The sequence below is a fragment of the Pseudomonas sp. MC6 genome (genome assembly GCF_054790575.1).
Map to the genome: position 1 here is coordinate 2,169,222 of NZ_CP186504.1, position 25,610 is coordinate 2,194,831.

24 protein-coding genes are annotated in these 25,610 nt (G+C 60.4%); 7 read left to right on the plus strand and 17 right to left on the minus strand.

Features of this window, described 5'->3' with window-relative positions:
• Window positions 1-50: 50 nt before the first annotated feature.
• Window positions 51-566 carry an Hcp family type VI secretion system effector gene (locus ACOYXE_RS09745; RefSeq protein ID WP_127646759.1) on the minus strand — a complete coding sequence of 172 codons (516 nt, stop codon included), beginning with the start codon at window positions 564-566 and terminating at the stop codon, window positions 51-53.
• Between the two features lie 433 nt (window positions 567-999).
• Between ACOYXE_RS09745 and ACOYXE_RS09750 the strand changes: the two genes are divergently transcribed.
• The 4 genes from ACOYXE_RS09750 (at window position 1,000) to ACOYXE_RS09765 (ending at window position 3,645) form a co-directional block, all read left to right on the plus strand.
• Window positions 1,000-1,215 carry a tautomerase family protein gene (locus tag ACOYXE_RS09750; protein WP_016987787.1) on the plus strand — a complete coding sequence of 72 codons (216 nt, stop codon included), beginning with the start codon at window positions 1,000-1,002 and terminating at the stop codon, window positions 1,213-1,215.
• Window positions 1,212-1,868, plus strand: coding sequence for a DsbA family oxidoreductase (locus tag ACOYXE_RS09755; protein WP_460928936.1), 657 nt, complete (start codon window positions 1,212-1,214; stop codon window positions 1,866-1,868). The genes ACOYXE_RS09750 and ACOYXE_RS09755 overlap by 4 nt, the downstream gene beginning before the upstream one ends.
• 49 nt (window positions 1,869-1,917) lie before the next feature.
• Window positions 1,918-2,628, plus strand: coding sequence for an SDR family NAD(P)-dependent oxidoreductase (locus ACOYXE_RS09760; RefSeq protein ID WP_460928938.1), 711 nt, complete (start codon window positions 1,918-1,920; stop codon window positions 2,626-2,628).
• Window positions 2,629-2,721: 93 nt separating this feature from the next.
• Window positions 2,722-3,645: a LysR family transcriptional regulator gene (locus ACOYXE_RS09765; protein WP_460928940.1), complete on the plus strand. Its 924-nt coding sequence runs from the start codon at window positions 2,722-2,724 to the stop codon at window positions 3,643-3,645.
• A 33-nt stretch (window positions 3,646-3,678) separates the two neighbouring features.
• On the opposite strand, the gene ACOYXE_RS09770 is transcribed toward ACOYXE_RS09765, so the two are convergent.
• The 3 genes from ACOYXE_RS09770 to gabT form a co-directional block, all read right to left on the minus strand.
• Window positions 3,679-4,167, minus strand: a complete 489-nt coding sequence (locus ACOYXE_RS09770; RefSeq protein WP_016987783.1) for an Lrp/AsnC family transcriptional regulator — start codon at window positions 4,165-4,167, stop codon at window positions 3,679-3,681.
• Window positions 4,168-4,211: 44 nt separating this feature from the next.
• Entirely contained in the window at window positions 4,212-4,868 is a 657-nt protein-coding gene (locus ACOYXE_RS09775; protein ID WP_123594368.1) for an HAD family hydrolase, read from the minus strand.
• A gap of 95 nt (window positions 4,869-4,963) precedes the next feature.
• The gene (gabT, locus tag ACOYXE_RS09780; RefSeq protein WP_016987781.1) at window positions 4,964-6,256 is read right to left on the minus strand and encodes a 4-aminobutyrate--2-oxoglutarate transaminase; all 1,293 of its coding nucleotides are present in this window, start codon (window positions 6,254-6,256) and stop codon (window positions 4,964-4,966) included.
• A 271-nt stretch (window positions 6,257-6,527) separates the two neighbouring features.
• Between gabT and ACOYXE_RS09785 the strand changes: the two genes are divergently transcribed.
• Window positions 6,528-7,454, plus strand: a complete 927-nt coding sequence (locus ACOYXE_RS09785; RefSeq protein WP_460928943.1) for a 2-hydroxyacid dehydrogenase — start codon at window positions 6,528-6,530, stop codon at window positions 7,452-7,454.
• Between the two features lie 118 nt (window positions 7,455-7,572).
• On the opposite strand, the gene ACOYXE_RS09790 is transcribed toward ACOYXE_RS09785, so the two are convergent.
• The 13 genes from ACOYXE_RS09790 to ACOYXE_RS09850 form a co-directional block, all read right to left on the minus strand.
• Complete coding sequence (locus ACOYXE_RS09790) at window positions 7,573-8,652, minus strand: tartrate dehydrogenase (RefSeq protein WP_016987779.1); 1,080 nt, start codon at window positions 8,650-8,652, stop codon at window positions 7,573-7,575.
• Window positions 8,653-8,678: 26 nt separating this feature from the next.
• Complete coding sequence (locus ACOYXE_RS09795) at window positions 8,679-10,136, minus strand: NAD-dependent succinate-semialdehyde dehydrogenase (RefSeq protein WP_405123988.1); 1,458 nt, start codon at window positions 10,134-10,136, stop codon at window positions 8,679-8,681.
• 161 nt (window positions 10,137-10,297) lie between these two features.
• A complete protein-coding gene (gene argE, locus ACOYXE_RS09800) occupies window positions 10,298-11,455 on the minus strand; it encodes an acetylornithine deacetylase (protein WP_460928946.1) in 1,158 nt (385 codons plus the stop codon).
• Entirely contained in the window at window positions 11,452-12,606 is a 1,155-nt protein-coding gene (locus ACOYXE_RS09805; RefSeq protein WP_405123990.1) for an NAD(P)/FAD-dependent oxidoreductase, read from the minus strand. The genes argE and ACOYXE_RS09805 overlap by 4 nt, the downstream gene beginning before the upstream one ends.
• Complete coding sequence (locus ACOYXE_RS09810) at window positions 12,603-13,979, minus strand: FAD/NAD(P)-dependent oxidoreductase (protein ID WP_460928949.1); 1,377 nt, start codon at window positions 13,977-13,979, stop codon at window positions 12,603-12,605. Before ACOYXE_RS09810 ends, ACOYXE_RS09805 begins: the two co-directional genes overlap by 4 nt.
• On the minus strand, window positions 13,961-14,269 hold the full coding sequence (locus ACOYXE_RS09815; protein WP_160057519.1) for a (2Fe-2S)-binding protein: 309 nt from the start codon (window positions 14,267-14,269) through the stop codon (window positions 13,961-13,963). The genes ACOYXE_RS09810 and ACOYXE_RS09815 overlap by 19 nt, the downstream gene beginning before the upstream one ends.
• On the minus strand, window positions 14,266-16,107 hold the full coding sequence (locus tag ACOYXE_RS09820) for an ABC transporter ATP-binding protein (RefSeq protein WP_160057518.1): 1,842 nt from the start codon (window positions 16,105-16,107) through the stop codon (window positions 14,266-14,268). The genes ACOYXE_RS09815 and ACOYXE_RS09820 overlap by 4 nt, the downstream gene beginning before the upstream one ends.
• A 1-nt stretch (window position 16,108) precedes the next feature.
• Window positions 16,109-16,984, minus strand: a complete 876-nt coding sequence (locus tag ACOYXE_RS09825) for an ABC transporter permease (RefSeq protein WP_160057517.1) — start codon at window positions 16,982-16,984, stop codon at window positions 16,109-16,111.
• Window positions 16,981-17,937: an ABC transporter permease gene (locus ACOYXE_RS09830; protein ID WP_077572462.1), complete on the minus strand. Its 957-nt coding sequence runs from the start codon at window positions 17,935-17,937 to the stop codon at window positions 16,981-16,983. The genes ACOYXE_RS09825 and ACOYXE_RS09830 overlap by 4 nt, the downstream gene beginning before the upstream one ends.
• A 45-nt stretch (window positions 17,938-17,982) precedes the next feature.
• Window positions 17,983-19,620: an ABC transporter substrate-binding protein gene (locus ACOYXE_RS09835; RefSeq protein ID WP_160057516.1), complete on the minus strand. Its 1,638-nt coding sequence runs from the start codon at window positions 19,618-19,620 to the stop codon at window positions 17,983-17,985.
• A gap of 93 nt (window positions 19,621-19,713) precedes the next feature.
• The gene (locus ACOYXE_RS09840; RefSeq protein ID WP_160057515.1) at window positions 19,714-20,988 is read right to left on the minus strand and encodes an NAD(P)/FAD-dependent oxidoreductase; all 1,275 of its coding nucleotides are present in this window, start codon (window positions 20,986-20,988) and stop codon (window positions 19,714-19,716) included.
• A gap of 44 nt (window positions 20,989-21,032) precedes the next feature.
• The gene (locus ACOYXE_RS09845; protein WP_405123994.1) at window positions 21,033-21,701 is read right to left on the minus strand and encodes a haloacid dehalogenase type II; all 669 of its coding nucleotides are present in this window, start codon (window positions 21,699-21,701) and stop codon (window positions 21,033-21,035) included.
• Between the two features lie 474 nt (window positions 21,702-22,175).
• Complete coding sequence (locus ACOYXE_RS09850; protein ID WP_016987767.1) at window positions 22,176-23,648, minus strand: aldehyde dehydrogenase family protein; 1,473 nt, start codon at window positions 23,646-23,648, stop codon at window positions 22,176-22,178.
• A 242-nt stretch (window positions 23,649-23,890) separates the two neighbouring features.
• Here ACOYXE_RS09850 and ACOYXE_RS09855 point away from each other — a divergent pair, with 242 nt between their 5' ends.
• Both ACOYXE_RS09855 and ACOYXE_RS09860 read left to right on the plus strand, forming a co-directional pair.
• Window positions 23,891-24,748, plus strand: coding sequence for a GNAT family N-acetyltransferase (locus ACOYXE_RS09855; RefSeq protein WP_460928955.1), 858 nt, complete (start codon window positions 23,891-23,893; stop codon window positions 24,746-24,748).
• Window positions 24,749-24,795: 47 nt separating this feature from the next.
• A complete protein-coding gene (locus ACOYXE_RS09860; protein ID WP_460928957.1) occupies window positions 24,796-25,509 on the plus strand; it encodes a cupin domain-containing protein in 714 nt (237 codons plus the stop codon).
• Window positions 25,510-25,610: the final 101 nt, after the last annotated feature.

Here is a 25,610-nt window from a genome sequence, read left to right on the forward strand (position 1 = left end):
GTGAACTCGACCAGTCAGACTGGTCGAGTCGGTATCACTATCAGCCGCGATTAAACGACCGGAGCACGCCAGTCATCGGAACCCGAAGTACCGGAGACTTCGTGGGTCCAGGTGATTTTACGGTAGGTGAACTGCACTTCTTCCAGATGGGTGAAGTGCGCGTTGCCTGGATCCTGGCAGTTGTGCATTTTGTTGTTGATGGCGACGATGATCGCGTCTTCCAGTTTGGTGGTGTAGTAGTGCTCTTGGGTGCCTTGAGCAGAAGTACGGAACCACTGGATAACGATTTCGCTCATGCGCTCGCCGGAGGTCAGAGCCGCTTGCAGCAGAGGCGAAGCCTTGTCGTAGACCTTGGTGATGACCACTGGCTTGTGCACGCGCTGACCGGTTGGCTGACCGGATTGCGGGTCACGCGGGATGATCACGTCGTGGGTGAAAGCCTGCACCATGACCTGGTCTTCATGACCTTCCTGAAAGGTGTTGCCAACGGAGTCGGCGGTGAATGCGCCGGCAGTGATCAGACCTTGTTTTTCGCCAGTAACGGACATGTACGCTGGTGTTGCCATGGGGATGCTCTCCTTGCTTAAAACACACAACCGACAGGCACCATTGCCTGTCCGGGCAGGCTTGAGCTATCAAACTCCATGCCAGCTATCACAAAACCATTATTCTTCAACGCCTTAAACAAACAGCCCGTACGCCGACCTTTGAATAAACGAGATTAAACAAATAAAAGTGCGCAACTTTTTGCGCAGTGGTGTGCAAGAAGTTGCGCACTTGTCTGAAAGCCGCGGTTCATAAGGCCTGCACAGACTTTCCCGGATGAAAACAGGCCAGGTACTGCGCAACTTCTTGCGCACTTCACCGCACGCAGCCATTTGATACACCACATCACAAATGATGTACCTCAAAGCCTATTTATCAATCTTGCGTGGCTTCTTAAAGTTCACTCCAACAGCGGCCCATCATCCTGACGGGCTGGCCAGTGGAGCGATCCCCATGCCTTTCATCAGCGTACGCATCACCCGTGACGGCGTGACCCGGGAGCAAAAAGCCCAGGTCATCAAGGAAATCACCGAAACGATGCAGCGGGTGCTGCACAAGGATCCGAAACTCACCCACATCGTGATCGAAGAAGTCGACACCGATAACTGGGGTTATGCCGGCATCACCACCACCGAATATCGCCAACAGTTGGCGGACTCGCAGTCATGAGCCGGGCCGTGAAAATCGATTTCGTCTCGGATGTCGTTTGCCCCTGGTGTGCGTTGGGCGCCACCGCTCTGGAGCAAGCGATCCGCAACCTGGCAGGCGAAGTCGACGTGGAGCTGACCTACAAACCGTTCGAACTGAACCCCGACATGCCCGCCGAAGGTGAGCACGCCATCGAGCACATGATGCGCAAATACGGGCGCAGCGCTGAGCAAGTGGCGGATCGCAACGCGATGATCATTGAGCGCGGCGAGCAGATCGGTTTTCACTTCGACCTGGAAAAACGCAGCCATTTCCACAACACCTTCGACGCCCATCGACTGCTGTTCTGGGCCGCCACACAAGGACGTCAGCGTGAGTTGAAGCAGGCGCTGCTCAAGGCCTACTTCACTGACGGCAAGAACCCGAATGACCACGCCACGCTGGTGACACTGGCAGGCGCAGTCGGACTCGACAGCCAGCGTGCACAAGAGGTGCTGGCCAACGCTGAGTTCAGCCAACCAGTGCGCGAACTCGAACGGTTTTACCGGCAGCGCGGCATCGATTCGGTTCCGGCCATGGTCCTGGATGACAAACAGGTCATCCCCGGTTCCCAGTCCGTTGCTTATTACCAGCAAGCGTTACGTCAGGCAGCACAGGTTGCGGCTCACGCCTGACCTGCGAAATCCGTTTATTCAAACCATCCAGATTGCATGAGGAAACATCATGAACACGTCCAAAAAAGTTGTAGTGATCACTGGCGCCTCGCAAGGCATTGGCGCAGGTCTGGTCAAAGGATTCCGTGAACGCGGCTATCAGGTTGTCGCGACCTCGCGCTCGATCAAACCATCCACTGACCCGGACATTCTCGCCGTCGCCGGCGACATCGCCGACCCGCAAACCGCCGAGCGGGTGATCCGCGAAGCCGTTGCACGCTTCGGTCGTATCGACACGCTGGTCAATAACGCCGGGATATTCGTCGCCAAACCCTTCACCGAATACAGCAAAGAAGACTACGCACAGGTCGTGGCGACCAACATGAGCGGCTTCTTCCATATCTCGCAACTGGCAATTGCCGAAATGGAGAAAAACGCCAGCGGCCATATCGTCAGCGTCACCACCAGCCTGGTCGACCACGCGATTGACGGCGTACCGTCGGTGCTCGCTTCGCTGACCAAGGGTGGCATCAACGCGGCGACCAAATCCCTGGCCATCGAGTACGCCAAGCGCGGCATTCGGGTCAACGCGGTGTCGCCGGGCATCATCAAGACACCGATGCACGGCGAAGAAACCCACGCCGCCCTCGGTAGCCTGCATCCGGTTGGTCATATGGGCGAAATCGACGACATCGTGCAAGCGATCCTTTACCTGGACAGTGCGAAGTTCGTGACCGGCGAAATCCTCCACGTTGACGGTGGTCAGAGCGCTGGCCATTGATACCTCACCACGGCACTGCCGGTGTGTACCGGCGGTGCCGCTTCATGAGATAAACCTGAGAATGAACCGTCAGTTGATCCTCAGGCTTACTCCATGAAGCGCCACTTTGAAGACTTGCAGTTAGGCAGCATCGAACTCTTTTGCCTCGCCGCTGAAGCCGGCAGTTTCACCGCTGCCGCCCAGCTTGCGGGTGTAACGCCGGCAGCGGTGAGCCGGTCGATTCTGCGTCTGGAACAGCGCTTGGGATCGCGCCTGTTTGCGCGAACCACGCGCAGCATTCGCTTGACCGAAGCTGGCAGAAACTTTTTCGTCCAGTGCAGCCAGGCGCTGACGCAACTGGTCGAAGCGCAACAGGAAGTCATGGGCGCACAGACGTCACCCTCAGGGCTGTTGCGCATCAGCCTGCCCACCACTTATGGGCATCACCGTATCCTGCCGCTGCTGCCAAAATTCCGCGCGCTCTACCCCGACGTCACCGTCGACATCCACTTGGGCAACCGCAATATCGACTTTGTCGGCGAAGGCTACGATCTGGCAATCCGCGTCCGCGCCCAACCGGATTCGACCATGGTCGCGCGCCTGCTGGAGGATGCAAAACTGGTGGTGGTCGCCTCTCCCGACTATCTGAAAAAGGCTGGCGTACCGCAGACGCTTGAGGATCTGGTGCAACACGAATGCATTCAGTTCGAACTGCCGAGCAGCGGACGGCGGATCTCCTGGCTGTTCCAGGAAAACGGCGATGATCGGGAAGTGATTTCCGAGGGAGGCTACTCCTGCTCAGACGATGTGCTTGGCGGCGTCACCCTGGCCAAACACGGCGCGGGGGTCTTCCAGACGTACAAGTTCATCGTCGAAAAGGAGCTGGCCGACGGCAGCCTCGTTGAGGTGCTACAGCCTTACGCCGGGCGTTCGCGACCTTACACCTTGCTCTACCCGCACGGCCGCTATGTGCCGCAACGGGTCAGGGCGTTTGTCGATTTTCTGCTGCAGTTTCGTGATGAGTGGGCCGGGGCTTAGCGCTGAAGTCCACGCGGTGGCAGTCACTGCAGTTCAATGCCGCAGCAATTTGCGCAGCGGCACGCCATCCTTGAGTACGGGCGACTTGATGACGATGTAACTGAAGTACTTGGAAATGCCGATATTTTTGTCCAGCAAGCTTTCGATCACTTCCTGATAATGCTGGATGCTGCGGGTCATGAAGCGCACCAGATAATCGTAGCCGCCGCTGATCAGATGACATTCAAGCACTTCGTCGACCAAACGAATATTCGATTCGAATTTGGCGAAATCCTCGCGTTTGTGATCGCTCAAGGTGATTTCGGTAAACACCGTGACCGAGTCGGTGATCTTCGCCAGATTCAGGTGCGCTTTGTAGCTGGAAATATAACCCGCTGATTCCAGTCGCTTGACCCGTTGCAGACACGGACTGGCCGACAGCCCGACGGCATCGGCCAGGCTGACGTTGGTCATGCGGCCATCCTTCTGCAACTCGACCAGAATGCTGATGTCGATCCGGTCCAGTTTTACTATCCCTTCCATTGCATACCTCTGACTGCCATTTGTAGGACAATCTTCTAGCAAAATCAGCGCCGTAATGACAGCTGATGCTGAGTCACCAGGTCCGCCATGCTGTTGATGCAGTATTGCGCCGAGCAGGGCGTGGGTTGCCTGCCCCGATCACGACTGATCAGGCACACGTCATTCTCCGACCCTCGGCGCGCACCTGCGCGCGTGATATGGAGAATGTCGCCCGGTACCAGTGCGTTGGCGCTCAGCCAATTGGCGTCCTGCAACGGTGCGTCAGCCAATGAAATGAAGTCGTCGGCATTGATCCCCAAACGCTCGCACAGCGGGCCACGATCTTCGGCATCGCGGTCACCCTGGACCAGCAGGCGGTAGAACTTGCGCAGGTACAACATCGCACCTGGCGCGTCTTCGAACAATGACCATGCCGCCACCGACCGGGCAAAGCTCATGCCCTCCTCCCAACTGGCATTCAAGCCCCAGCGTTCGGCGAGTTGACGATGGGCGAAACACAACATGCCACTGAAGCCTAGCTCAGCGAAACGCGGATACAGCGCATGCAGCACTTCACGGTATTCAGCCAGCACCTGATCCTTGTCCGGATGACCACCCCGACTGACCAGCAGCGGTAGCAATGCCGTCCAGACTCCCGAGTCGCGGTCGACCAGCGCTTCATCGCAATCAATGAGCAACGCTCGATAATCAATCAGTCCCATGGCGTGCGAAGCCTCCAATGATGCATTCCATCCGTCCATGCTCCACAAATGCTCACAAGCGATGCGCTGACGCACCGCCGCGAGCGCACAGGCACTCAGTTCAAGACGCGTGCCAAGGCGCTTTCGAGAATCTGCAAGGCTTCGTCGATCTGCGTCGGCGTGGCCACCAGTGGCGCGAGAAAACGCAGAACATTGCGGTGCACACCGCACTTGATCACCAGCAAGCCGCCCTTGCGCGCCTCATCGATCAAGCGTTGATTCAGATCCGCATCGGGTGTACGCGCGTCGTCAGGCTTGATCAACTCGATCGCCAGCATGAAACCGGTACCGCGCACGTCGCCGATTTGCGCGTAACGGCTCTGCAACTGCAACAAACCCTGACGCAAGTGCTCGCCCAGCGCCTCGCCGCGTGCCAGCAACTGCTCCTCCTCAAAGGCCTCGATCACCGCCAGCGCCGCTGCGCATGACAACGCGTTGCCGCCGTAAGTGCCACCCAGACCTCCGGGCAACGGCGCGTCCATGATGGCCGCTTTACCGACCACCCCCGACAGCGGCAAACCACCGGCCAGACTTTTCGCCACGGTTACCAGATCAGGCTGGATGCCCGCATGCTGGAAACCGAACCATTTGCCCGTGCGGCCGAACCCCGTCTGGATTTCATCGAGAATCAGCACGATGCCGTGCTTTTCGGTCAGCGCGCGCAGGGCCTGGAGGAACTCGGCCGGTGCCGCAAGAAAGCCGCCGTCGCCTTGCACGGGTTCGATGATGATGGCAGCCACCCGCTCAGGCGCCACTTGCGTTGCGAACAGTTCCTCGAGGGCCTTGAGCGCCATGTCACTGGTCAGGCCGCGATAGGCATTCGGGTAAGGCGTGTGAAAAACCTCCGGTGCAAACGGGCCGAAGTTCTGTTTGTAAGGCTGGCTCATGCCGGTCAGCGTGGTGCCCAGCAAGGTACGACCATGGAAGCCGCCACGAAAGGCAATCACCGCCGAACGGCCGGTGTGAGCCCTGGCGATTTTCACTGCGTTCTCGACCGCTTCGGCGCCGGAGGTGAAGAACGCGGCCTTATAGGCTTGCTGGCCGCCGATCATTTCACACAGACGCTGGGCCAGATCCAGATAAGGTTGATAGGCGACCACCTGGAAACAGGCGTGCGAAATCTTGTGCAATTGCTGCTGCACCGCCGCCACCACTTTGGGATGGTTGTGACCAATGTTCAACACGCCGATGCCGCCGACAAAATCCAGGTAGCGCTTGCCGTCCACGTCCCACAACTCGGCGCCCTGGCCGCGATCAATCACCAATGGGTGAGCGGTAACCAGGCCACGCGGCACGAATTGATCGCGCTGACGGAGCAAATGAGGGGTGTCGTCGACTTTGCTATTCATGGCATTTCCCATCGTGAGACCGGCAACCTGGAGGTGGTTGCGATGGTGTTCAGATTAAGGCTTGCGCGAAACGAACTACGCCGAACTTCCCCCCTGAGAAATTCGGATCGACTGTTTTGACCCTGCCAAACGGCAGATTCCTTCAGCCCGCCGAATCTGCCGCCGTCACGTTCATCGAGCGTGACGCAGACCGTTTGCACTGACGCTTTCGACAGATCCTGCGCCGGCATTGCGCGATCATGAAAGCACCTACCCCTTTCAGGAATTGCTCATGGCCCTGCTTTATAAAGCTGACCCTGTACGCGGCGAACAGTGGCAAGCGTTGTTCGCCGAACACGCCCCGGACATCGAATGGCGCGCCTGGCCAGATATCGGCGATCCGGCCGACATTGATTACCTGGCTGCGTGGCAAGCGCCGGACGATCTGGCTGCGGTGTTGCCAAACCTGAAAGTGTTGTTCGCGCTGTCGGCCGGTGTCGATCAACTCGATCTGAGCCGCCTTCCACCCAGCCTGCCGGTGGTGCGCCTGCTTGATCCCGGCATCACCCGTGGCATGTGCGAATACGCCAGTTTCGCCGTGCTCAGCCTGCACCGCGACATGCTGCGTTACCGTCAGCAACAAATCGCGCGTTGCTGGCAAGCGCATATGCTGCAACCGGCGCACACGCGGCGGGTCGGGGTAATGGGGCTCGGTGCGCAGGCGCAACAGATTCTGGCGACGTTGCAGCCGCTGGGGTTCGCGTTGAAAGGCTGGGCGCGCAGCCGCCATCAAATTGCCGGCGTGGATTGCTTCGCGGGTGACGCGCAACTGTCGGCGTTTCTCAGCCAGTGCGACATTCTCCTGTGCGTGTTACCGCTGACCGAACAGACCCAAGGGATTCTTGATCGTGACGTGTTCCGGCAACTGCCACACGGTGCGGCGCTGATCAATATGGGCCGGGGTGGGCATCTGGTGGAAAGCGATTTGTTGCAAGCACTGGACAGCGGACAGCTCAGTGGCGCGGTGCTTGATGTATTACAAGAAGAACCAGCACTGGCGGATCATCCGTTCTGGGCGCACCCAAAGATTCTGCTGACGCCGCACATTGCGGCGATGACGCAACCGCAAAGCGCATTTGCGGTGTTGCTGGAAAACATTCGCCGGTTTGAGCGCGGGGAGCCAATGGCGGGCCAGATCGACCGCCAGCAGGGTTACTGAAAACATCAATAACCCAAGTGTGCGAGCCTGCTCACGAATGCGCATCGTCAGTTGATCGTCTCCGGGCTGACACCGCTTTCGCGAGCAGGCTCGCTTCCCCAGGCTGATTGACGTGGGCTTAAAGGATGTCGGCGATGGCTTTACCGACGTCTTGCGTCGCGCCTTTTCCGCCGAGATCCGGGGTAATCGGGCCGTCGGCAATCACCTGCTCGATTGCCCGCAATATCCCGTCATGCGCGGCCCGATAACGCTCATCACCGTTGCCGAGAAAATCGAGCATCAACGCACCGGACCAGATCATCGCAATCGGATTGGCAATGTTCTGCCCGTAGATATCCGGCGCCGAACCATGCACCGGTTCGAACAACGAGGGAAAACGGCGCTCAGGATCGAGGTTGGCCGAAGGCGCAATGCCGATGGTTCCGGCACACGCCGGCCCCAGGTCGGACAGGATGTCGCCAAACAGATTCGAGGCCACGACCACATCAAATCGATCCGGTTGCAAGACGAACCGTGCGCAGAGGATATCGATGTGTTGCTTGTCCCAGGTAACTTGCGGGTAGTTCGCCGCCATCAACGCGGTGCGCTCGTCCCAGTAGGGCATGCTGATGGAAATGCCGTTGGACTTGGTCGCCGCCGTCAGACGCTGGCGCGGACGGGTCTGGGCCAGATCGAAGGCAAATTTCAGAATTCGGTCGACACCGCGACGGGTGAACACTGACTCTTGCAGCACGAACTCATGCTCGGTGCCTTCGAACATTTTTCCGCCTACCGAGGAATACTCGCCCTCCGTGTTCTCGCGGATCACCACGAAGTCGATGTCGCCCGGTTCGCGCCCGGCCAGCGGGCACGGGACACCGGGAAACAGACGCACCGGACGGATATTCACGTATTGGTCGAAATCACGGCGAAACTTCAGCAGTGATCCCCACAACGAAATGTGATCGGGCACCTTGTCCGGCCAGCCGACCGCGCCGAAATAAATCGCGTCGAAGCCCTTGAGCTGCTCAAACCAGTCATCGGGCATCATCTGCCCATGCTCCAGGTAGTAATCGCAGTTGGCCCATTCAAGAACTTCAATGTTCAAGTCCAACTGCCATTTTTTCGCAGCCTTCTCCAGCACACGCAAACCTTCGGGCAACACTTCCTTGCCAATGCCGTCGCCGGCAATCGCGGCGATCTTGAATGCCTTGCTCATTGAACCTGCCTCCCCATGCACGTGAATTACAGCCCGCCGATGTGGAAGGCTTTGACTTCAAGGTATTCATCCAGGCCGTACTTGCTGCCCTCGCGGCCCAGCCCCGATTGCTTGATACCGCCGAACGGCGCGACATCCATGGAGATGATTCCGGTATTAAGGCCGACCATGCCGAACTCCAGCGCTTCGCCGAACCGCCAGGAGCGGCGCAGATCCTGGGTGAAATAGTAGGCACCCAAGCCATACGGCGTGGCATTGGCCAGAGCGAGGGCTTGTGCCTCATTGTCAAACCGCATCAACGGCGCCACCGGGCCGAAGGTTTCTTCGTTGGCCAGCAGCATGCCGGCATGGGCATCGCCCAGAACGGTGGGTTGCACGAACTGGCTGCTGGCATCAGGCATGCCGCCACAGAGCAAACGCGCGCCCTGGGTCAGCGCATCGTCAATGTGCCGCGCGACTTTGCTTACTGCGGCCGGGTTGATCAGCGGGCCAATCGTGACATCAGCTTCCAGGCCATTACCAACCTTGAGCTTGCCGACCTCTTCCACCAGTCGCTGAGCGAAGCGTTCATAGATGCCGTTTTGCACAAGGATGCGGTTGGCACACACGCAAGTCTGGCCGGCATTGCGAAATTTGCTGAGCATGACCCCGGCCACGGCCTGCTCCAGATCGGCGTCATCGAAGACAATGAAGGGCGCGTTACCGCCCAACTCCAGACTCAAGCGCTTGATGTGCTCGGCGCTCTGGCGCATCAGCAAACGGCCTACAGGGGTCGAGCCGGTAAAGGAGATCTTGCGAACTGTCGGGTTGCCAGTCAGCTCTTCACCAATGCCGGCGGGCATTCCGGTCACCACATTGAACACACCGGCCGGAATACCGACACGTTCTGCCAATATCGCCAGCGCCAGCGCCGACAGCGGTGTGAGATCCGACGGTTTGACAATGATCGGGCAACCCGCCGCCAGCGCCGGCGCGCATTTTCGGGTGATCATCGCATTGGGGAAGTTCCACGGCGTGATCGCCGCGCAGACGCCGACCGGTTGTTTCAAGGTCAGCAGCCGACGGTCGCCGCCAGGTGCCGGCATGGTTTCGCCGTAGACACGGCGGGCCTCTTCAGCGAACCACTTGACGAACCCGGCACCGTAGCGGATTTCGCCTTTGGCCTCGTTCAGCGGCTTGCCCTGTTCGCAGGTCATGATCAGTGCCAGATCATCGAGGTTGTCGACCATGGCCTGATACCAACGCTCAAGCAAAGTGGCGCGTTCGGCGGCCGGGCGCGCACGCCAGGCGGGCCAGGCCTTGTCGGCGGCCTCGATGGCGCGGCGGGTCTCCGCGCCTTGCATGGCCGGCACCCGGGCAAGCAACTGACCGCTGGCCGGATCAATAACGTCGAGGGTCGCGGCGTCATCGGCGCCGATCCACTGCCCGTTTATATAAGCGAGTTCTGCCAAAAGGCTGGAGTCTTTCAAACGATTCTTGAGCATGGTCGAGTCCTGATTCGAGACATGCTCCAGTCTAGGGAGGTACTACGGGGGAGGATGCTGAAAGCGCTTTGAGGACGGCGTCGGATGCTGAAATTTTCGCCGCAACAGCAGATCAACACAAAACCCTGTAGGCGCGAGCTGGCTCGCACCTACAGGCACCGTCATTGTTTCAGCGACCCCAGCAAACCCTGAAGAAACCGCTCCCCGGCCTCCATCTGACTGACCTCGATAAACTCATCCGGCTTGTGCGCCTGCTCGATCGAACCCGGCCCGCACACCACCACCGGCACATCCAGACGCTGCTTGAACAAACCGCCTTCCGTGCCAAAAGACACCTTGGACACACCGGTATCCGGCGCGGCGAAGTTTTTCAGAAAGCGCACGGCTTCGACGCTTGGATGCGTGTCGAGCCCGGGATAGACGTTCAGCGTTTCGATCTCGATGGCGGCGACGCTCGACAGTAAACGCGCCTCGCGTACGATCAGCTCGGCGCGCTCCTGCATCTGCGCGAGAAACTGGTCCAGATCATCGGCCGGCAAGTTGCGCACCTCGAAGTCCAGAGTGCAGAGATTGGGCACGATGTTCAGGGCGCGCCCGCCACCAATCTGACCAACATGCACCGTGGTGTAAGGCACGTCGTAATCCGTATCCTGGGCGCCCTGCTCCTGCAATTGGCGCTGACTGTCGCGCAGTGCGGCGATAAAGTCGCAAGCCACGTGAATCGCATTGACCGAGCGAGGCGCCAGTGAGGAATGCGCTTCCAGGCCACGACAGTAGGTGCGATAGGAGCCCTTGCCCTTGTGCCCGAGTACGAACTGCATGTTGGTCGGCTCGCCAATCAGGCACAGAAACGGGCGCACCGGGGCCAGATGCAAAACGTCGAGCAAGCGCCGCACACCGACGCAGCCGGTTTCTTCGTCGTGGGACAATGCCAGTTGCAAAGGCCGGTTCAGCGAATGGTCGGCAGCGTCGAGCATCGCGTCGATGGCCAAGGCAATGAACCCTTTCATGTCGCAACTGCCGCGCCCGTAAATTCGCCCGTCCTGCAGCGTCGCCTGAAACGGCTCAAGCGTCCACGCCTGCCCTGCCGCCGGCACGACGTCGGTGTGCCCGGACAGCAGGATACCCGGCAAGCCTTGCGGGCCGGTGCTGGCGAACAGATTGGCTTTCCTGCCGGTTTCGTCTTTGACGATCAGCGACTCGATGCCCTTGCTCAGCAGCAATTCGCGGACGTAGTCAATCAGGGCCATGTTCGACTCCGAAGAGACTGTATCGAACGCCAACAAACGCTTGAGAATCTCCAGTACGCGCGGCTTCATGAGGCTTTGCTCCGTTGCTCGGTCAGGGTGGCGAACCGGCGGATGGAGAACGGTTCAATCGAGGTGCTGGTGCTGCCGGTGCTGATCAGTTCGGCCATGACGTCACCCACGCCAGGGCCGAGCTGGAAGCCGTGACCGCAGAACCCGAAGGCATAGAACAAACCGTCAACCGTGCCGCTCGGTCCCATGATCGGCAAGGAGTCCGGCAGATAACCTTCAATGCCACTCCAGACGCGGATGATGTTCAGATTGCCGACACCCGGCAGCAGGCGCCGCATCTGTTCCATCTGATTGAGCAGGCTGCGCGGCTCGAAATAGGCGCGGCGATTGAGCATGTCCGGCTTGCTGCGGTAGCCGCCACCAATGACGATGTTGCCGCGCGGAATCTGCCGAAAATAGATCACTTCCTCGGCGATTTTGGTGTAAACGCCAATCACCGTCGGCAACGCGTAAGGCACCGGCTCGGTCACGGCCATTTGCGGGCCGTGGGTGTCCAGCGGCACCGGTTCGCCGAACTGTTGTGACAGCTTCTGCCCCCACGCACCGGCAGTAATCAACAACTGCGCCGCGCTGAACTGGCGGCCATCGGTGGTGCTGACGCGAAAATCGCCAGCAACCTTTTGCACTTCGGCCACTTCAGTCTGTTCTTCGATCCGCGCCCCCAGACGCCGTGCTGCCCGGGCAAAGGCCGGTGCCGCCAGGCGTGGATTGGCGTGACCATCGTGCGGAGCGTAAGAGCCGCCCTTGACGTCCGGGCCGAGGAAGGGAAAGCGCTCATGCAACGCTTTGCCACGGTAGATTTGCAGATCCAGTTGCGCCGCTTCCGGCGCGTTGGCATACGCCTCCAGTTCGGCAATTTCGTCGTCGCGATAACACACGCGCATGTGCCCGCTGGCGATGAACTCCAGGTCGTCATCGATCAGTTCCGGCAAGCGCTTCCACAATGCCCATGAACGGTTGGCCAGTTCCAGTTGCCCCAGATAGCGGCCCTGACGACGGACGTTGCCGAAGTTGACACCGCTGGCGTACTGGCCGATCTGGTCACGCTCAAGCAGGATCACCGAGTGCCCGCGACGACGCAGGAAAAACGCTGCCGCCGAGCCCATCAAGCCACCGCCGACAATCACCACATCAGCTTTTTCAACAGTCATGGCGACACCTCCTCGGTGAACATCGAAAGCGGTTTGACCGGCGCCTGGCCGCGTTGTCGACCGACCTGCTGCACGCTGACACCCGCCGCTGCCGCGATCACCTCGGCCCCGGCCTGGGAACAATAACGGCCCTGACAGCGGCCCATGCCGACCCGGCTGAACGCTTTGGCACGGTTGAGCTCACAGGCGCCCTTCTCGCTGACAGTGCGGCGCAGCTCACCGGCGCTGATCATTTCGCACCGACAGACAATGGCAGCGTCCGGCAACGCCGAGGCTTGCTGCGCAGGCCAGGGAAAGGCTTGCGCCAGGCCAAGACGAAACTGATCCATCACCACCAGCGCCTGCCGTTGTTGCTCACGCAGACCGGCGTTTACCGGTTGGTTCAAATCTTCCAGCAAGGCCATGGCCACCAGTCGCCCGGCGTGCTCAGCCGCATCGGCACCGCGAATTTTCGCGCCGTCGCCGGCAGCGTAGACACCGCTGACCGACGTGCGCCCCGCTTCGTCGACCGCCAGCCACCACTGGCCGGACGCCTGGTCAAACGCCATCCGGCATCCCGCCAGATCCGCCAGCTGAGTTTCCGGACGCAAGTGATAACCCAGCGCCACGGCGTCGCAATCCAGACTCAGCGTTTCACCCTTACCGGTGCGTATCCGCACGCCGCTGACGCCGCTGGCTGCATCACCCAGTACCTGCAACGGCTCGACGCCGAGATGCACCGGTATCTTTGCCCGATACAACTGCGCCAACAACTTCATCCCGGTCCACAGCACGCCGGGGCGCGCGAGCAATTTCGGCAGTGCGCCGATACGCTTGTGCAGCGGCGAGGTGTCCAGCACCGCGGCCACCGTCGCCCCGGCTTTCACATACTGACTGGCAACCAGATACAACAACGGTCCGCTGCCCATGAACGCAACGCTGCGACCAATCGACACCGCTTGAGACTTGAGCGCAATCTGCGCCCCGCCAAGGCTGTAAGTGCCCGCCAGTTGCCAGCCTTCGATCGGCATCAGCCGGTCAGTGGCGCCCGTGCAGAGCAGCAACGCGTCGTAATCCAGCGTCGAGTGCCGGCCCTGACTGACGCAGCACAATTGTCCCGGCGTGAGGTTCCACACCAGGGTGTCCGGACGATAGTCGATCCGCTCGCGCAGGCGATCAAAGCTCTCATGCAGGTCTTGCGCCTTATGCGCTTCGCTGCCGTACAGCGTGGCGTAATTGCGGGTGAAACCCTCGGGCTGGCGACGATAGATTTGTCCGCCATCGCGACGATTTTCATCGATCAGCGTCGGCTTGAAACCGGCCGCCACCAGCGTTTCGGCACAACGAATGCCCGCAGGCCCAGCGCCGACAATGACTATGCGTGCAATGGCCATTTTGCCTCCGGTTGCGTGGTGACAATGTCCAGGCCTTCACGCACTTCATTGGAACAGGCGCGCAAACGCTCGCCGCTGCGCGTCCAGACCCAGCAATCCTGGCAGGCGCCCATCAGGCAAAACCCGGCGCGTCGACCTGAATCAAACTCCGATTGACGCAAGGCATTGCCGTGAGTCAGTAAGGCAACCATCAACGTGTCACCCTGCAACGCTTGCACCTGCGCACCATCCACCGTCAGGTTGACGCTAGGTCGCCCCTGTTCGGCCAGCCTTACAAAACGCCCGCTCATGCATAGGCTCCCTGACTCAGATTGATGACATCGCGCTGGGTTTTCAGCAGTTCGATGCTGTCGTGGTGACAGAGAATTTCACTGCCGCCGTCAATGTTGCGACGCGCAGGCGCGCTGCGATTGCACAGGCCATCGACCCGCACCGGACAGCGGTCGAGGAACGTACACAGTTCTGGTTCGTCGGATCTGGCCCCCACCGGCGGCAGTTCCCCACACGTCGTGCCGCAATTCTCCAGCCAGCCCTGGCGCAGTTCCGGGACAGAATGAATCAGCAAGTCGGTGTAGGGGTGAAACGGCGGCTGGGCAAATGCCTGACGCGTCCCGGCCTGAACTTTGTGGCCGCTGTACATCACCACAATGTCATCGCACAGCGCGCGCACGGTGGAGATGTCGTGACTGATAAACAGGTACGAAACACCCAGCTCCTGACGCAGATCGCGCAACAGTTCGAGAATCGCCGCACCCACCACCGTGTCCAGTGCCGAGGTTACTTCATCGCACAGGATCAAGTCCGGTTTTGCCGCCAGCGCACGCGCCAGGTTGACCCGTTGTTTTTGCCCGCCGGACAGTTCATTCGGGCGACGTTCGGCCAGGGTTCGGGGCAAACGCACCAGATCGAGCAGTTCGCCGATTCGTTCGTGCAACGCCGCGCCCTTGAGGCCGAAATACATTTTCAGCGGCCGACCGAGGATGGTGCTGACACTGTGCATAGGGTTAAGCGCGGTATCGGCGTTTTGAAAGACCATCTGTATCCGTCGGAACTGTTCATCGGTGCGCTCGGACAGGCAGCCGCCGAGTGGCTGACCATCGAAGGTCAACCCGCCCAGCGCCGGACACAGCAACCCCGCCACCACCCGCGCCAGCGTCGACTTGCCGGAACCGGACTCACCGATCACGCCGATGGCCTGCCCGCGACGCACGGTCAGATCAATGTCTTCCAATACGCGGATCGCCGGCATGCCGTGCGTGTTCTTGTTGCCGTAGCCTGCGGTCAGGCCTTTGATGGTCAGCAGCGGTTGCTCTTCAGCAATGCCGCAGGGCGGCCGGATCGAGGTGTCCGGGCGCGCGGCGGCCAACAGGCTGCGGGTGTATTCATGGGACGGCCCCTTCAACAACGGCGCGGTAGCGCTCTGTTCGAATATCTGGCCGCCATTGAGCACCACAATCTGGTCAGCCATTTGCGCCACCACCGCCAGATCGTGGGACACGTAGACAGCGGTCGCACCTCGTTCGCGAACCACCCGTTTGAAGGCACGCAACACGTCGATCTGGGTGGTCACATCGAGGGCGGTGGTCGGTTCATCGAGGACCACCAGCAACGGATCGCTGATCAGCGCCATCGCCGCCATCACCCGCTGCAATTGCCCGCCCGACACCTGATGCGGATAACGTTGGCCGATGCGCTCAGGGTTCGGTAATGCGAGGTCGCGAAACAACGCGATGGCTTTGGCTTCGAGCACCGCACGGGTGCCCAAACCGTGAATCAATGCGCCCTCCACCACTTGATCGAGCAGTCTTTTTGCCGGATTGAACGCGGCCGCCGCGCTTTGCGCGATGTACGACACACGGTTGCCGCGCAGTTTTTGCAGTTCTTTTTCGCTGAGGGCCAGCATGTCGTGCTCACCGACCTGCACCACTCCGCCGGACAACCGGCAGCCACGCCGGGCGTACCCGAGCAAGGCCAGGGCGATGGTGGTTTTGCCCGACCCGGACTCACCGATCAGCGCCAATACTTCGCCTTTTTCCAGAGCGAAACTCACGCCTTTGACGATTTCGCTTTCACCGCGCTCGCCACACGCGACCACCCGCAAGTCTTCGACTCGAATCAATTGGCTCATTTCAATGACCTCCCGAACGGCGACTGCGGCGAGACGACAGCCTGTCGATAAACAGATTCACGCCAATGGTCAGGGTGCCGATTGCCAGTGCCGGAATGACGATGGCCGGCGCGCCCTGATTGAGTCCACCGATATTTTCGCGCACCAGCGAGCCAAGGTCGGCGTCGGGTGGTTGCACGCCCAGGCCCAGGAAGCTCATGCCACTGAGCAGCAACACAATAAAGCCGAAGCGCAGGCCCAGATCGGTCAGCACCGGGTTGAGCATGTTCGGCAGGATTTCCACACAGGCAATGTACAGGCGCCGTTCGCCACGGGTACGCGCCACTTGTACGTACTCCAGAGCCTCGATGTTCACTGCCATGCTGCGGGCAATGCGAAAGGCCCCGGGAGCGAAGCTCAGCACGGCGGTGCATACCAGCAACATCACCGACGAACCAAACGCCGAGACCATGATCAGCGCGAGCATCTTGCTCGGGATCGAGATGAACGCGTCCATCAGGCGACTGATCACTTCGTCCAGCCATTTTGGCGACACCACCGCCAGCAGCGCGCAACTGGTGCCCAGGCCACTGGCCAATATCGCCGCAATCAACGCCAGGCCCACCGTGAAGCGGGCGCCGACGAGTACGCGGCTGAGCATGTCACGGCCCAGATAATCCGTGCCGAACGGGTACAGGGCACTGATGCTGTCAAAGACATTGTCCGACACCACTTCGCCCACCGGATGGGGTGCCAGCCACGGGCCGAACATTGCCACCAGCAACCACAGAAGGCACATTGCAGCACCGATCAGACCCAGCCAGGCCGGGCCATGGGACACCTTGCCCACCGACAGGTCGGGCGCTGAAGGCGTCGATTTCACAATGAGATTGTTCATTGGTTTCGCAGCCTCGGGTTGGACAGAATGGCGCACAGGTCGGCGAGCAGCACCAGCCCCAGGTACGCTGTACAGAACAACATGGTGCAGGCCTGAACCAGTGCCATGTCACGGTTGGTCACGGCATCGACCATCAGGCTGGCGATACCGGGATAGTTGAAGATGGTCTCGACGATGACCACCCCGCCCAGCAGGTAGGAAAGGCTCAGGGCGATGGCGTTGGCAATCGGCCCGATCGCGTTGGGCAAGGCGTGCCGCAGTACGATACGAATCGGGCTGACCCCTTTGAGCCGGGCCATTTCCACGTAAGGACTGTCGAGTTGATCGATCACCGCTGCGCGGGTCATGCGGGCCATTTGCGCGACGATCACGCAACACAGGGTCATCACCGGCAACGCGTAAGTGCGCATGAATTGCCACGGTGAAGTGATGTCGCTGGCATAGGACAGCGCCGATAACCAACCCAGGTTTACCGCGAAGATCAGCACCGCCAGGGTCGCCACCAGAAACTCCGGAACGGCGACCATGGCCAGGGTAAAAAAGCTCAACAGGCTGTCGAGTCGCCCGCCCCTACCCATCGCCGAACCGATGCCCAGAATCAGCGCCACCGGTACCGAAACCAGTGCGGTTGCGCCGGCCAGCATCAAGGTGTTGGGGACGCGCCCGGCCATCAGCTCACCCACCGGCATGGCGTTGGAAACCGACAGGCCCATGTCGCCACTGAGCAAGTTCATCAGCCAGTGCAAATAGCGCAACACGCCGGGCTGATCGAGTCCCAGTTTCAGGCGCAACGCCGCGACCTGCTCCGGCGTGGCGAACTGCCCCAGCGATTGTTGCGCGGCGTCGCCCGGCAATACCGCCGTGATCGCGAACACGACCATGGACACAATCAACAACGTCACGATCGCGGCGCCCATGCGCCTACCGATCAACCACAAGGTGTTGCTGTTCATCGCCTGTCCTCCTGCACTGTTACTGCCGCTCAAACCGACGGCTTATCAAGCGTCCAGCCAGACCTGCTCGGCGAACATGTAACCCATGAAGCCGCCCAGCGGATTGCTGCTGTAGCCTTTGATGCGTTGGTCAACGCCATCGATGTTGCTGATGAATACCGGCACGCCGATGCCGCTGTGGTCGTGCACCAGCGTTTGCATATCGGCGTACATCTTGCTGCGCTTGGCGTCGTCGGTTTCGGCGCGGGCGAGCATCAGCAATTGGTCGAACTGATCGTTCTGCCAACCGGACTCGTTCCACGGCGCTTTCGACTGGAAGAACTGCGAGAACATCACGTCGGCGTTCGGCCGCGGGTTGATGTTGCCGAAGCTCAGCGGGTGCTTCATCCAGTGGTTGGACCAATAGCCGTCGCTCGGCAGACGGTTGACGTCGAGTTTCAGCCCGGCCTGTTTCGCCGATTGCTGCAACAGCACCGCGATATCCACTGAACCGGTGGCGGCCGGCGATGCGACCAGCGGCATGCTGATGTTTTCCATCCCGGCTTTCTTCAGCAGGAACCGGGCTTTTTCCGGGTCATAGACGGTTTGTGGCAGGTCGGCGTTGTAATAGCGCGAACCCGGCGCAATCGGATGGTCGTTGCCGACCACGGCAAAGCCACGGAACACCGCCGATTTGACCTGCTCGCGGTCGAGCAGATACTTCATCGCCTGGGTGAATTCGGCGCTTTTGCCGGGCATCTGATCCTGACGAATGATCAAATCAGTGTAGTTGCCCGAAGGCGCATCAACGACCCGATGCTTGGCACTGGCTTTGATCCGGGTGGTAGAACGCGGATTGACCTCGTTGATCATGTGTACGTCGCCGGAAAGCAGCGCGTTGACCCGCGACGGTTCGTCACCAATGGCGATGAACTCGATTTCGTCGAGGTACGGCAGGCCTGGTTTCCAGTAACCGGTGTTGCGCGCAGCCACCGAACGCACGCCCGGTTTGAATTCCTTGACCTTGAACGGCCCGGTGCCGATGCCCTGATTGAAGTCGGTGGTGCCTTCGGGAACGATCAGCAGGTGCGACACCGCGAGAATCGACGGCAGCTCTGCGTTGGGTGCGCTCAGACGGATCTGTACTTCGTTGGTGCCGGTAGCCTTGATCTCGACGAACTGCTCCATCAGCGGCATGACTTTCGAACCGGTGAGCGGGTCCTTGTGTCGCGACAACGAAAACACCACGTCGGCGGCGCTCAGGGTCTTGCCGTTGTGGAAGGTAACGTCTTTGCGCAGGGTGATGGTCCACACGGTGGCGTCGGTGTTGTCGATGCGCTCGGCCAGTTCCAACTGTGGCACCAGATGCGAGTCGAATCGGGTCAGGCCGTTGTAGAACATGTAATGGCGCACATAGTCGGTGGACAACGCGCCTTTGGCCGGGTCGAGGGTGTCCGCCGTGGAACTGGACATCCCGGCGACACGAATGCGCCCGCCCGGTTTGCCTTTGCCCGGTGTTGCCGTTTCATCGGCGAACAGCTTGCCCGCGGCGCCAAACAGGCTGCTGGCGCCCGCCGCGGCAACCCCCGCGACACCGAGCATTTGCAGGGCATGACGGCGTGACATGCCACGATTGAGGCCCTCGAAAACCCGCAGGCTTTCTTCGCCGGAGATCAGGGGTGAGTCGTTCTTGTTGTCAGTCATATCAGTGCTACCTGTCGAAGATGAGAAGGCTCGAGTGTTCCGGTTGACCGGAACGTCCTGAAACGCAAACGACGGTGACGCCACAACAGCAACTCAATGCAGATAATCCTGAAAGCGGTAATACGCGCCCACGAACGGCAAAAACCACGGCTTGCCGAAATGCCCGGGGATGGCTGGCCATTCAAGTTCGCGCCATGGATTGGCCTCAACGTTACCCGCCATCACCTCGGCCATGACCTGGCCCATGTGTACCGACATCTGTACACCGTGGCCGCTGTAACCCATGGAGTGAAAAACCCCGCCATGCTGACCGGCCCGAGGTAGCCGATCGGAGGTCATGTCGACCAGCCCGCCCCAGCAGTAGTCGATTTCCACCTCGGCCAATTGCGGGAACATCTGCACCATGGCGGCTTGCAGGACCTTGCCGCTCTTGGCGTCGTTGACGCTGTCGGACATGGCGAACCGCGCGCGGCCGCCAAACAGCAAACGGTTGTCCGGGGTCAGGCGAAAGTAGTTACCGATCATGCGGCTGGTGACATAGGCACGACGACACGGCAGCAATTGGTCGATCAACGCGTCTGGCAATACCTCGGTAGCGATGACGAAACTGCCGACCGGAACGATGCGCCGCCGATACCAGCTCAAGCCGCCGTGTTGACAAGCGCCAGTGGCGAGCAGCACCTGCCCGGCGTGCAGCGAACCCTTGCTGGTATTGACCTGATAGCCGCCGGCCCTGGCCTTCCAGTCCAGTACCGAAGTGCCTTGATGGATCAGAGCACCGTGCCGCGCCGCCGCTTCGGCCAAGCCGACGCCGAAGCGGCCGACGTGCATTTGCACGCCGTTGCGTTGCAGCAGAGCGCCGTGAAACTGTGCCGAATTCACTTCAGCGCGGGTCTGCTCAGCGGACAACAACTCGACATCGGCATCGACCTCACGACGAATCAGCTCACAAGTGCGCGCCAGGCCTTCGTAGTGCATGGGTTTGGCGGCCAGTTTCAGCTTGCCGTTGCGGATCAGGTCGCAGGCGATCTGCTCCTGTTCCACCAGCGAAACAACACTTTGCACTGCTCGCTCATACGCCTGGTAATAGGCGCGCGCCTTGTCCGCACCGAGGCTGGCACTGAGGCCGGCGTAATCCTGGGCCACTCCGGTGTTGCATTGCCCACCGTTACGCCCCGAGGCTTCGCCGATCACTCGCCCGGCTTCGAGCACGACCACACTGGCACCCTTGAGCGCCAAGGCGCGGGCCGCCGCCAACCCGGTGAAACCACCCCCCACGACGGCCACATCGACCTGCGCGGGCAATGCGCCGAGTTGCCCACCGGTGAAAGCCGGCGCGGTGTCGAGCCAGTAGGATTCACTGCCCATGTCTGATTCGCCTATGCCAGAAAAAAAGCCGATGCCGATGCAACTCAGAGACCGACCAGCGCCGGCAGTCCGCCGATGTCAGTGATCTGCTGATAGCCGTAAAACGCATTGCCCGGAACTTCGTGACCACGGGCGACGAAGGCCTTGTTCTTGATCTTCATGTCGTGTGCCGGCATCAAGTCGTAACGGAAGCTGGAGGACACATGCAAGATGTCTTCCGGGCCGCAGTTGAGGTTGTCGAGCATGAACTCGAACGCCGCCAGGCGTGGCTTGTAGGCTTGTGCCTGTTCAGCGGTGAAGACCTTGTGAAACGGCGCGCCGAGTTTGTCGACGTTGGACATGATCTGACTGTCGCTGGCGTTGGAAAAAATCACCAGCGGGATCTTGTCGGCAATTTTCGCCAGACCGGCCGGCACATCCGCGTGTGGGCCCCAGGTTGGCACGGCGTCGTAGTACAGCTGACCTTCGTCGCGGTACTCGACGCCCCAACGCTTGCAGGTACGCGCCAGTGCTGTCTTGAGAATCTCGTCGTAAGGCATCCAGTCGCCCATGACCTGATCCAGGCGATAAGCCGAGAAATCCTTGACGAACTGGTCCATCTGCTCCGCTGGCACGCGATCGGCGAAGAGTTCGCGCGTCATGGTGCCCATGTGGAAATTGGTCAGCGTACCGTAGCAGTCGAACGTAATGAATTTGGGACGAAGAAAGCTCATTGGGTGCGATCCTGAAGTTCGTTGAGGTCATGGCGCGGCCAGCATTCGCTTGATTGGCAAGCGGTGATGCAACGCTGCAGCACACCGTCATTACAACACTGTGAATTCAGCAGATGGCGTTAAAAGCGACCTCTGCTCGATACAAACCACCGTTTTGGCCACCTGCCTCAGCAGACTTTGCGGCTCGCTCCAGCCTTGGGCAAACCCTGTATTTGTGCGCCCTTATGGACCTCCTTTGGCTGTTTGCGCGCTGGTTTTGCGGCATTCACCGCAGAAACTGCGCCGAGCAAAACGAAAACGGGCGCGTCCCTAAGGACGCGCCCGTTTGGCGACTGATGCAAGCGTTACTGATGCCACTGGATGACCCGATCTCTGCGAGCGCGAACCTGCTCGCAAAGCGCTGTGTCAGGCAACATCAATGTCGCCTCAGGCGCCCTCTTCGCGAGCAAACTCGCTCCCATGGCTTGATCGGCATTACTGAACAATATCGATCAGCACACTCTTGAAGCGCAGATTGGCCTCGAACGCCTCGCGCCCCAGGTCCTTGCCGATACCGGAGCGTTTATAGCCACCGGTGGGCAGGATGTAATCGTTACTGCGCCCGTAACGGTTGACCCACACCGTCCCCGCCTCCAGTTTGCGCACCAGGCGCAAGGCGCGATTGATATCAGCGGTGTGTACGCCCGCGGCCAGACCGTAAGTGGCGTGCGCAGCCAGACTGAGTGCCTGCTCCTCGTCATCGAACGCCTGCACCGTCAGCACTGGCCCGAAGATCTCTTCGCAGACCGCCGGATTCTGATTGTCGACGCCGGTCAGCAACGTCGGTTGATAGTAAGCACCGCCCATTTCTTCAAACAGTCCGCCGCCGGTCAACACCTCGGCCCCGGCCTGGCGCGAACGCTGAACGATGCCATCGATGCGACTGGCCTGCAGACGCGAAATGATCGGCGACAGCGTGCTTTGCGACGACCACGTAGGGCCGGGACGCAGCGTCTCGAAGTAAGTCTGCAAGTGCGCCAGGAAGGGTTCCATGATCGAGCGTTCAATCAACAGCCGTGAGCCGGAGACGCACACCTGGCCAGCGTTACCGGTAATTGCCAAGGCCACGGTGCGCGCGGTTTTGGCAATGTCGGGGATATCGGCGAAGACCAATTGTGGACTTTTGCCACCGAGTTCCAGTGTGACCGGTTTGGGCCCGACCAGCGCGCACGTCGACATGATGCTCGAACCGGTTGCCGTGGAGCCGGTGAACGTCACTTTACCCACACGCGGATGCCGACACAGTGCGTCGCCCGTCACACGGCCATCCCCCTGCACGACGTTGAAGATGCCGGCCGGCAGCCCGGCGAGCAACGCCAGTTCAGCAAAGCGCAGACTGGAGAACGGCGTCAGCTCTGAAGGTTTGAGCACCACGGCATTGCCCGCAGCCAAGGCTGGCGCGACCTTCCAGGACGCCATGCTCAGCGGAAAATTCCATGGTGCGATGGCGGCGATCACCCCATAGGGTTCTGCAATCTGCATGCCCAGGCGATCAGTCTGGGTGGCGGCGACCTGACCGCCATGCTTGTCCGCCAGCTCGGCAAAAAAACGAATGCCTTCGGCCACATAGGGAATATCCCAGGCAATCACATCTTTGTGCGGGCGGGTTGAGCCGACAGCTTCCAGAGGCGCAAGAATCTCCGCGTCCGCCTCAATCAGATCGGCCCAGCGCCGCATCACCCGCGCTCGCTCGCGCGGTGGACGGCTGGCCCAGTCACTGCGATTGAAGGCCTGCCAGGCATTATTGACGGCTTCGTCCACCAGGTCGGCATCCGCCACCGGCAGTTCGGCATAGACCTGGCCGTCGGAGGGGCGAACCACTTCCAGCCCTGAATGCGCATCGCGGTATTGACCGTCAATGAAGTGGGCGCTGCGAACAGCGATAAGGCGGGGATCGAAGCTATTCATGGAGCACTCCAGAAGAGGGGCCGGCGAGTCATTACTCAGGCCTCCATCGTAGAAAAAAAGCCCAAGCATTTGCTGCCGACCTTGCCGTGCAAATAAGTAGTAAGTGTGGTCTTGCGGGCATCGTCTCGCCGAATCTGCCGAATGCGCGATCGCCCCTTGTCAGCGCTTCACCCAGATGGGATACAGGCACCATCGCGCCGCAAAACCGGGCGCTCGCGCACATTGTTCAACGGAGACTCGCCATGTCCGCCTCACACCCGTCCGCGTATGTTTATCGCCCGATGACCGCCGCCGATCTCCCCGCCGCCCATGCCTTGTCCGTGCAGCTGAAATGGCCGCATCGACTGGACGACTGGGCGATGCTGCAACGGGTCAGTGCCGGTTTCGTCGTGCTTGATGGCGAACGGTTGATCGGTACGGCATTCGCCTGCCCGCAAGGTGATTTCGCCACCATCGGGCTGGTCATCGTCAGCGACGACTATCAAGGCAAAGGCATCGGACGCCAGTTGATGGAGCAAGCCCTTGATGCCTGCCAGGCGCGAACGCCCATGTTGAATGCGACCCTCGCCGGTGCGCCGCTGTATGCCAGTCAGGGTTTTGTCGAGTTTGGCAGGATCCAGCAACATCAGGGCCAGGCGCACGCACCGGCGCTGACCGCGCTGGCCGAGGGCGAAGCATGTCGTGCCCTGACGGCTGCGGATCAGCAACAACGGTTGACGCTGGCGAACGCGGCCAGCGGCCTGGATCGGCGCGCTGTGCTGGACGACCTGGCGCCGGTGGTGGAGCAGTCCGTCGGCATTCAACGCGACGGCCAGTTGCGCGCCTTCGCGCTGATGCGCCCGTTCGGACGCGGCCGCTGCATAGGCCCGGTGGTTGCTGAAAACCTCGAACAAGCAAAGTACTTGATCGGCACATTGTTGAACCAAGTACCGGACGCCTTTGTGCGCATCGACATTCCGGCCGATTGTGGCCTCGCCGAATGGCTGGAAACAGCCGGACTCAAGCAGATCGACACCGTCGCGCAAATGGCCCGAGGCACGCCTCCTGCGGCCGCCAATGGCATGCGCCAGTTTGCTCTGGTTACCCAAGCCATCGGTTGATTGCGCTGTTGCAGTGCCTCAAGGTTTTCTAATGGAGTGTTCTTCGTATGTCGCAACCTACTGTTCTGCTGTTGGCTCGCGCCGACGGTGGCCGCATCGCTACGTCTTTCGAACAGATGGCGCTGAGCGCCAGAGATCCTTTTGCCGCTGGCCGACGCGTTGCTTGGCACGGTGATGACGGCATCAGTGCAGGCATCGTTGAGGTTGGCGAGTCGATGGAAATCGAGGATTTTCCGCACACCGAAACCATTGTCGTGCACGCCGGGCACGTGCGGTTGAAATCCGGCGAACAGACATTGGCATTGGCATTGGCTGTCGGCGGCAGCGCAGTGATCGGCCGTGGCACCTCGCTGCGAATAGAGGCTCAGGTCGGAACGCAATGGGCTTTCTGTGCAATGACCACTGACACCCCGACACCCGGCCTCACCGGCCTCGATCCGTTGGCGATGCTATCGCCGTCGGCGGCACCGCAAGAACAGATTCTGATTGGCGCGACACCACAATGCCGTTCCCGCAATGCCTTCGAAGATCCGGTAACCGATCTGCGTGTCGGTGTGTGGGATTCGACGCCCTACGAACGCCACGGCCGAGCACACACACTCAATGAGTTGATGCACCTGATCGAAGGCAGCGTCGCATTACTCGCACCGGACGGATCGAGCGTTACAGTCGATACCGGCGACAGCGTGTTCGTACCGCGCGGCGCGTCCTGCGCGTGGAAGAGCACGCGCTATGTGCGCAAGGTTTACGCGGTTCGATAGTCGCCTGTTTTTTCAGAGCTCTGAGGATCCACCATGACTGTGGCGAGGGAGCAAGCGCACTCGCCACAGGTTTTTTTCTCTCGTGCTATCGCTTGGTTGCG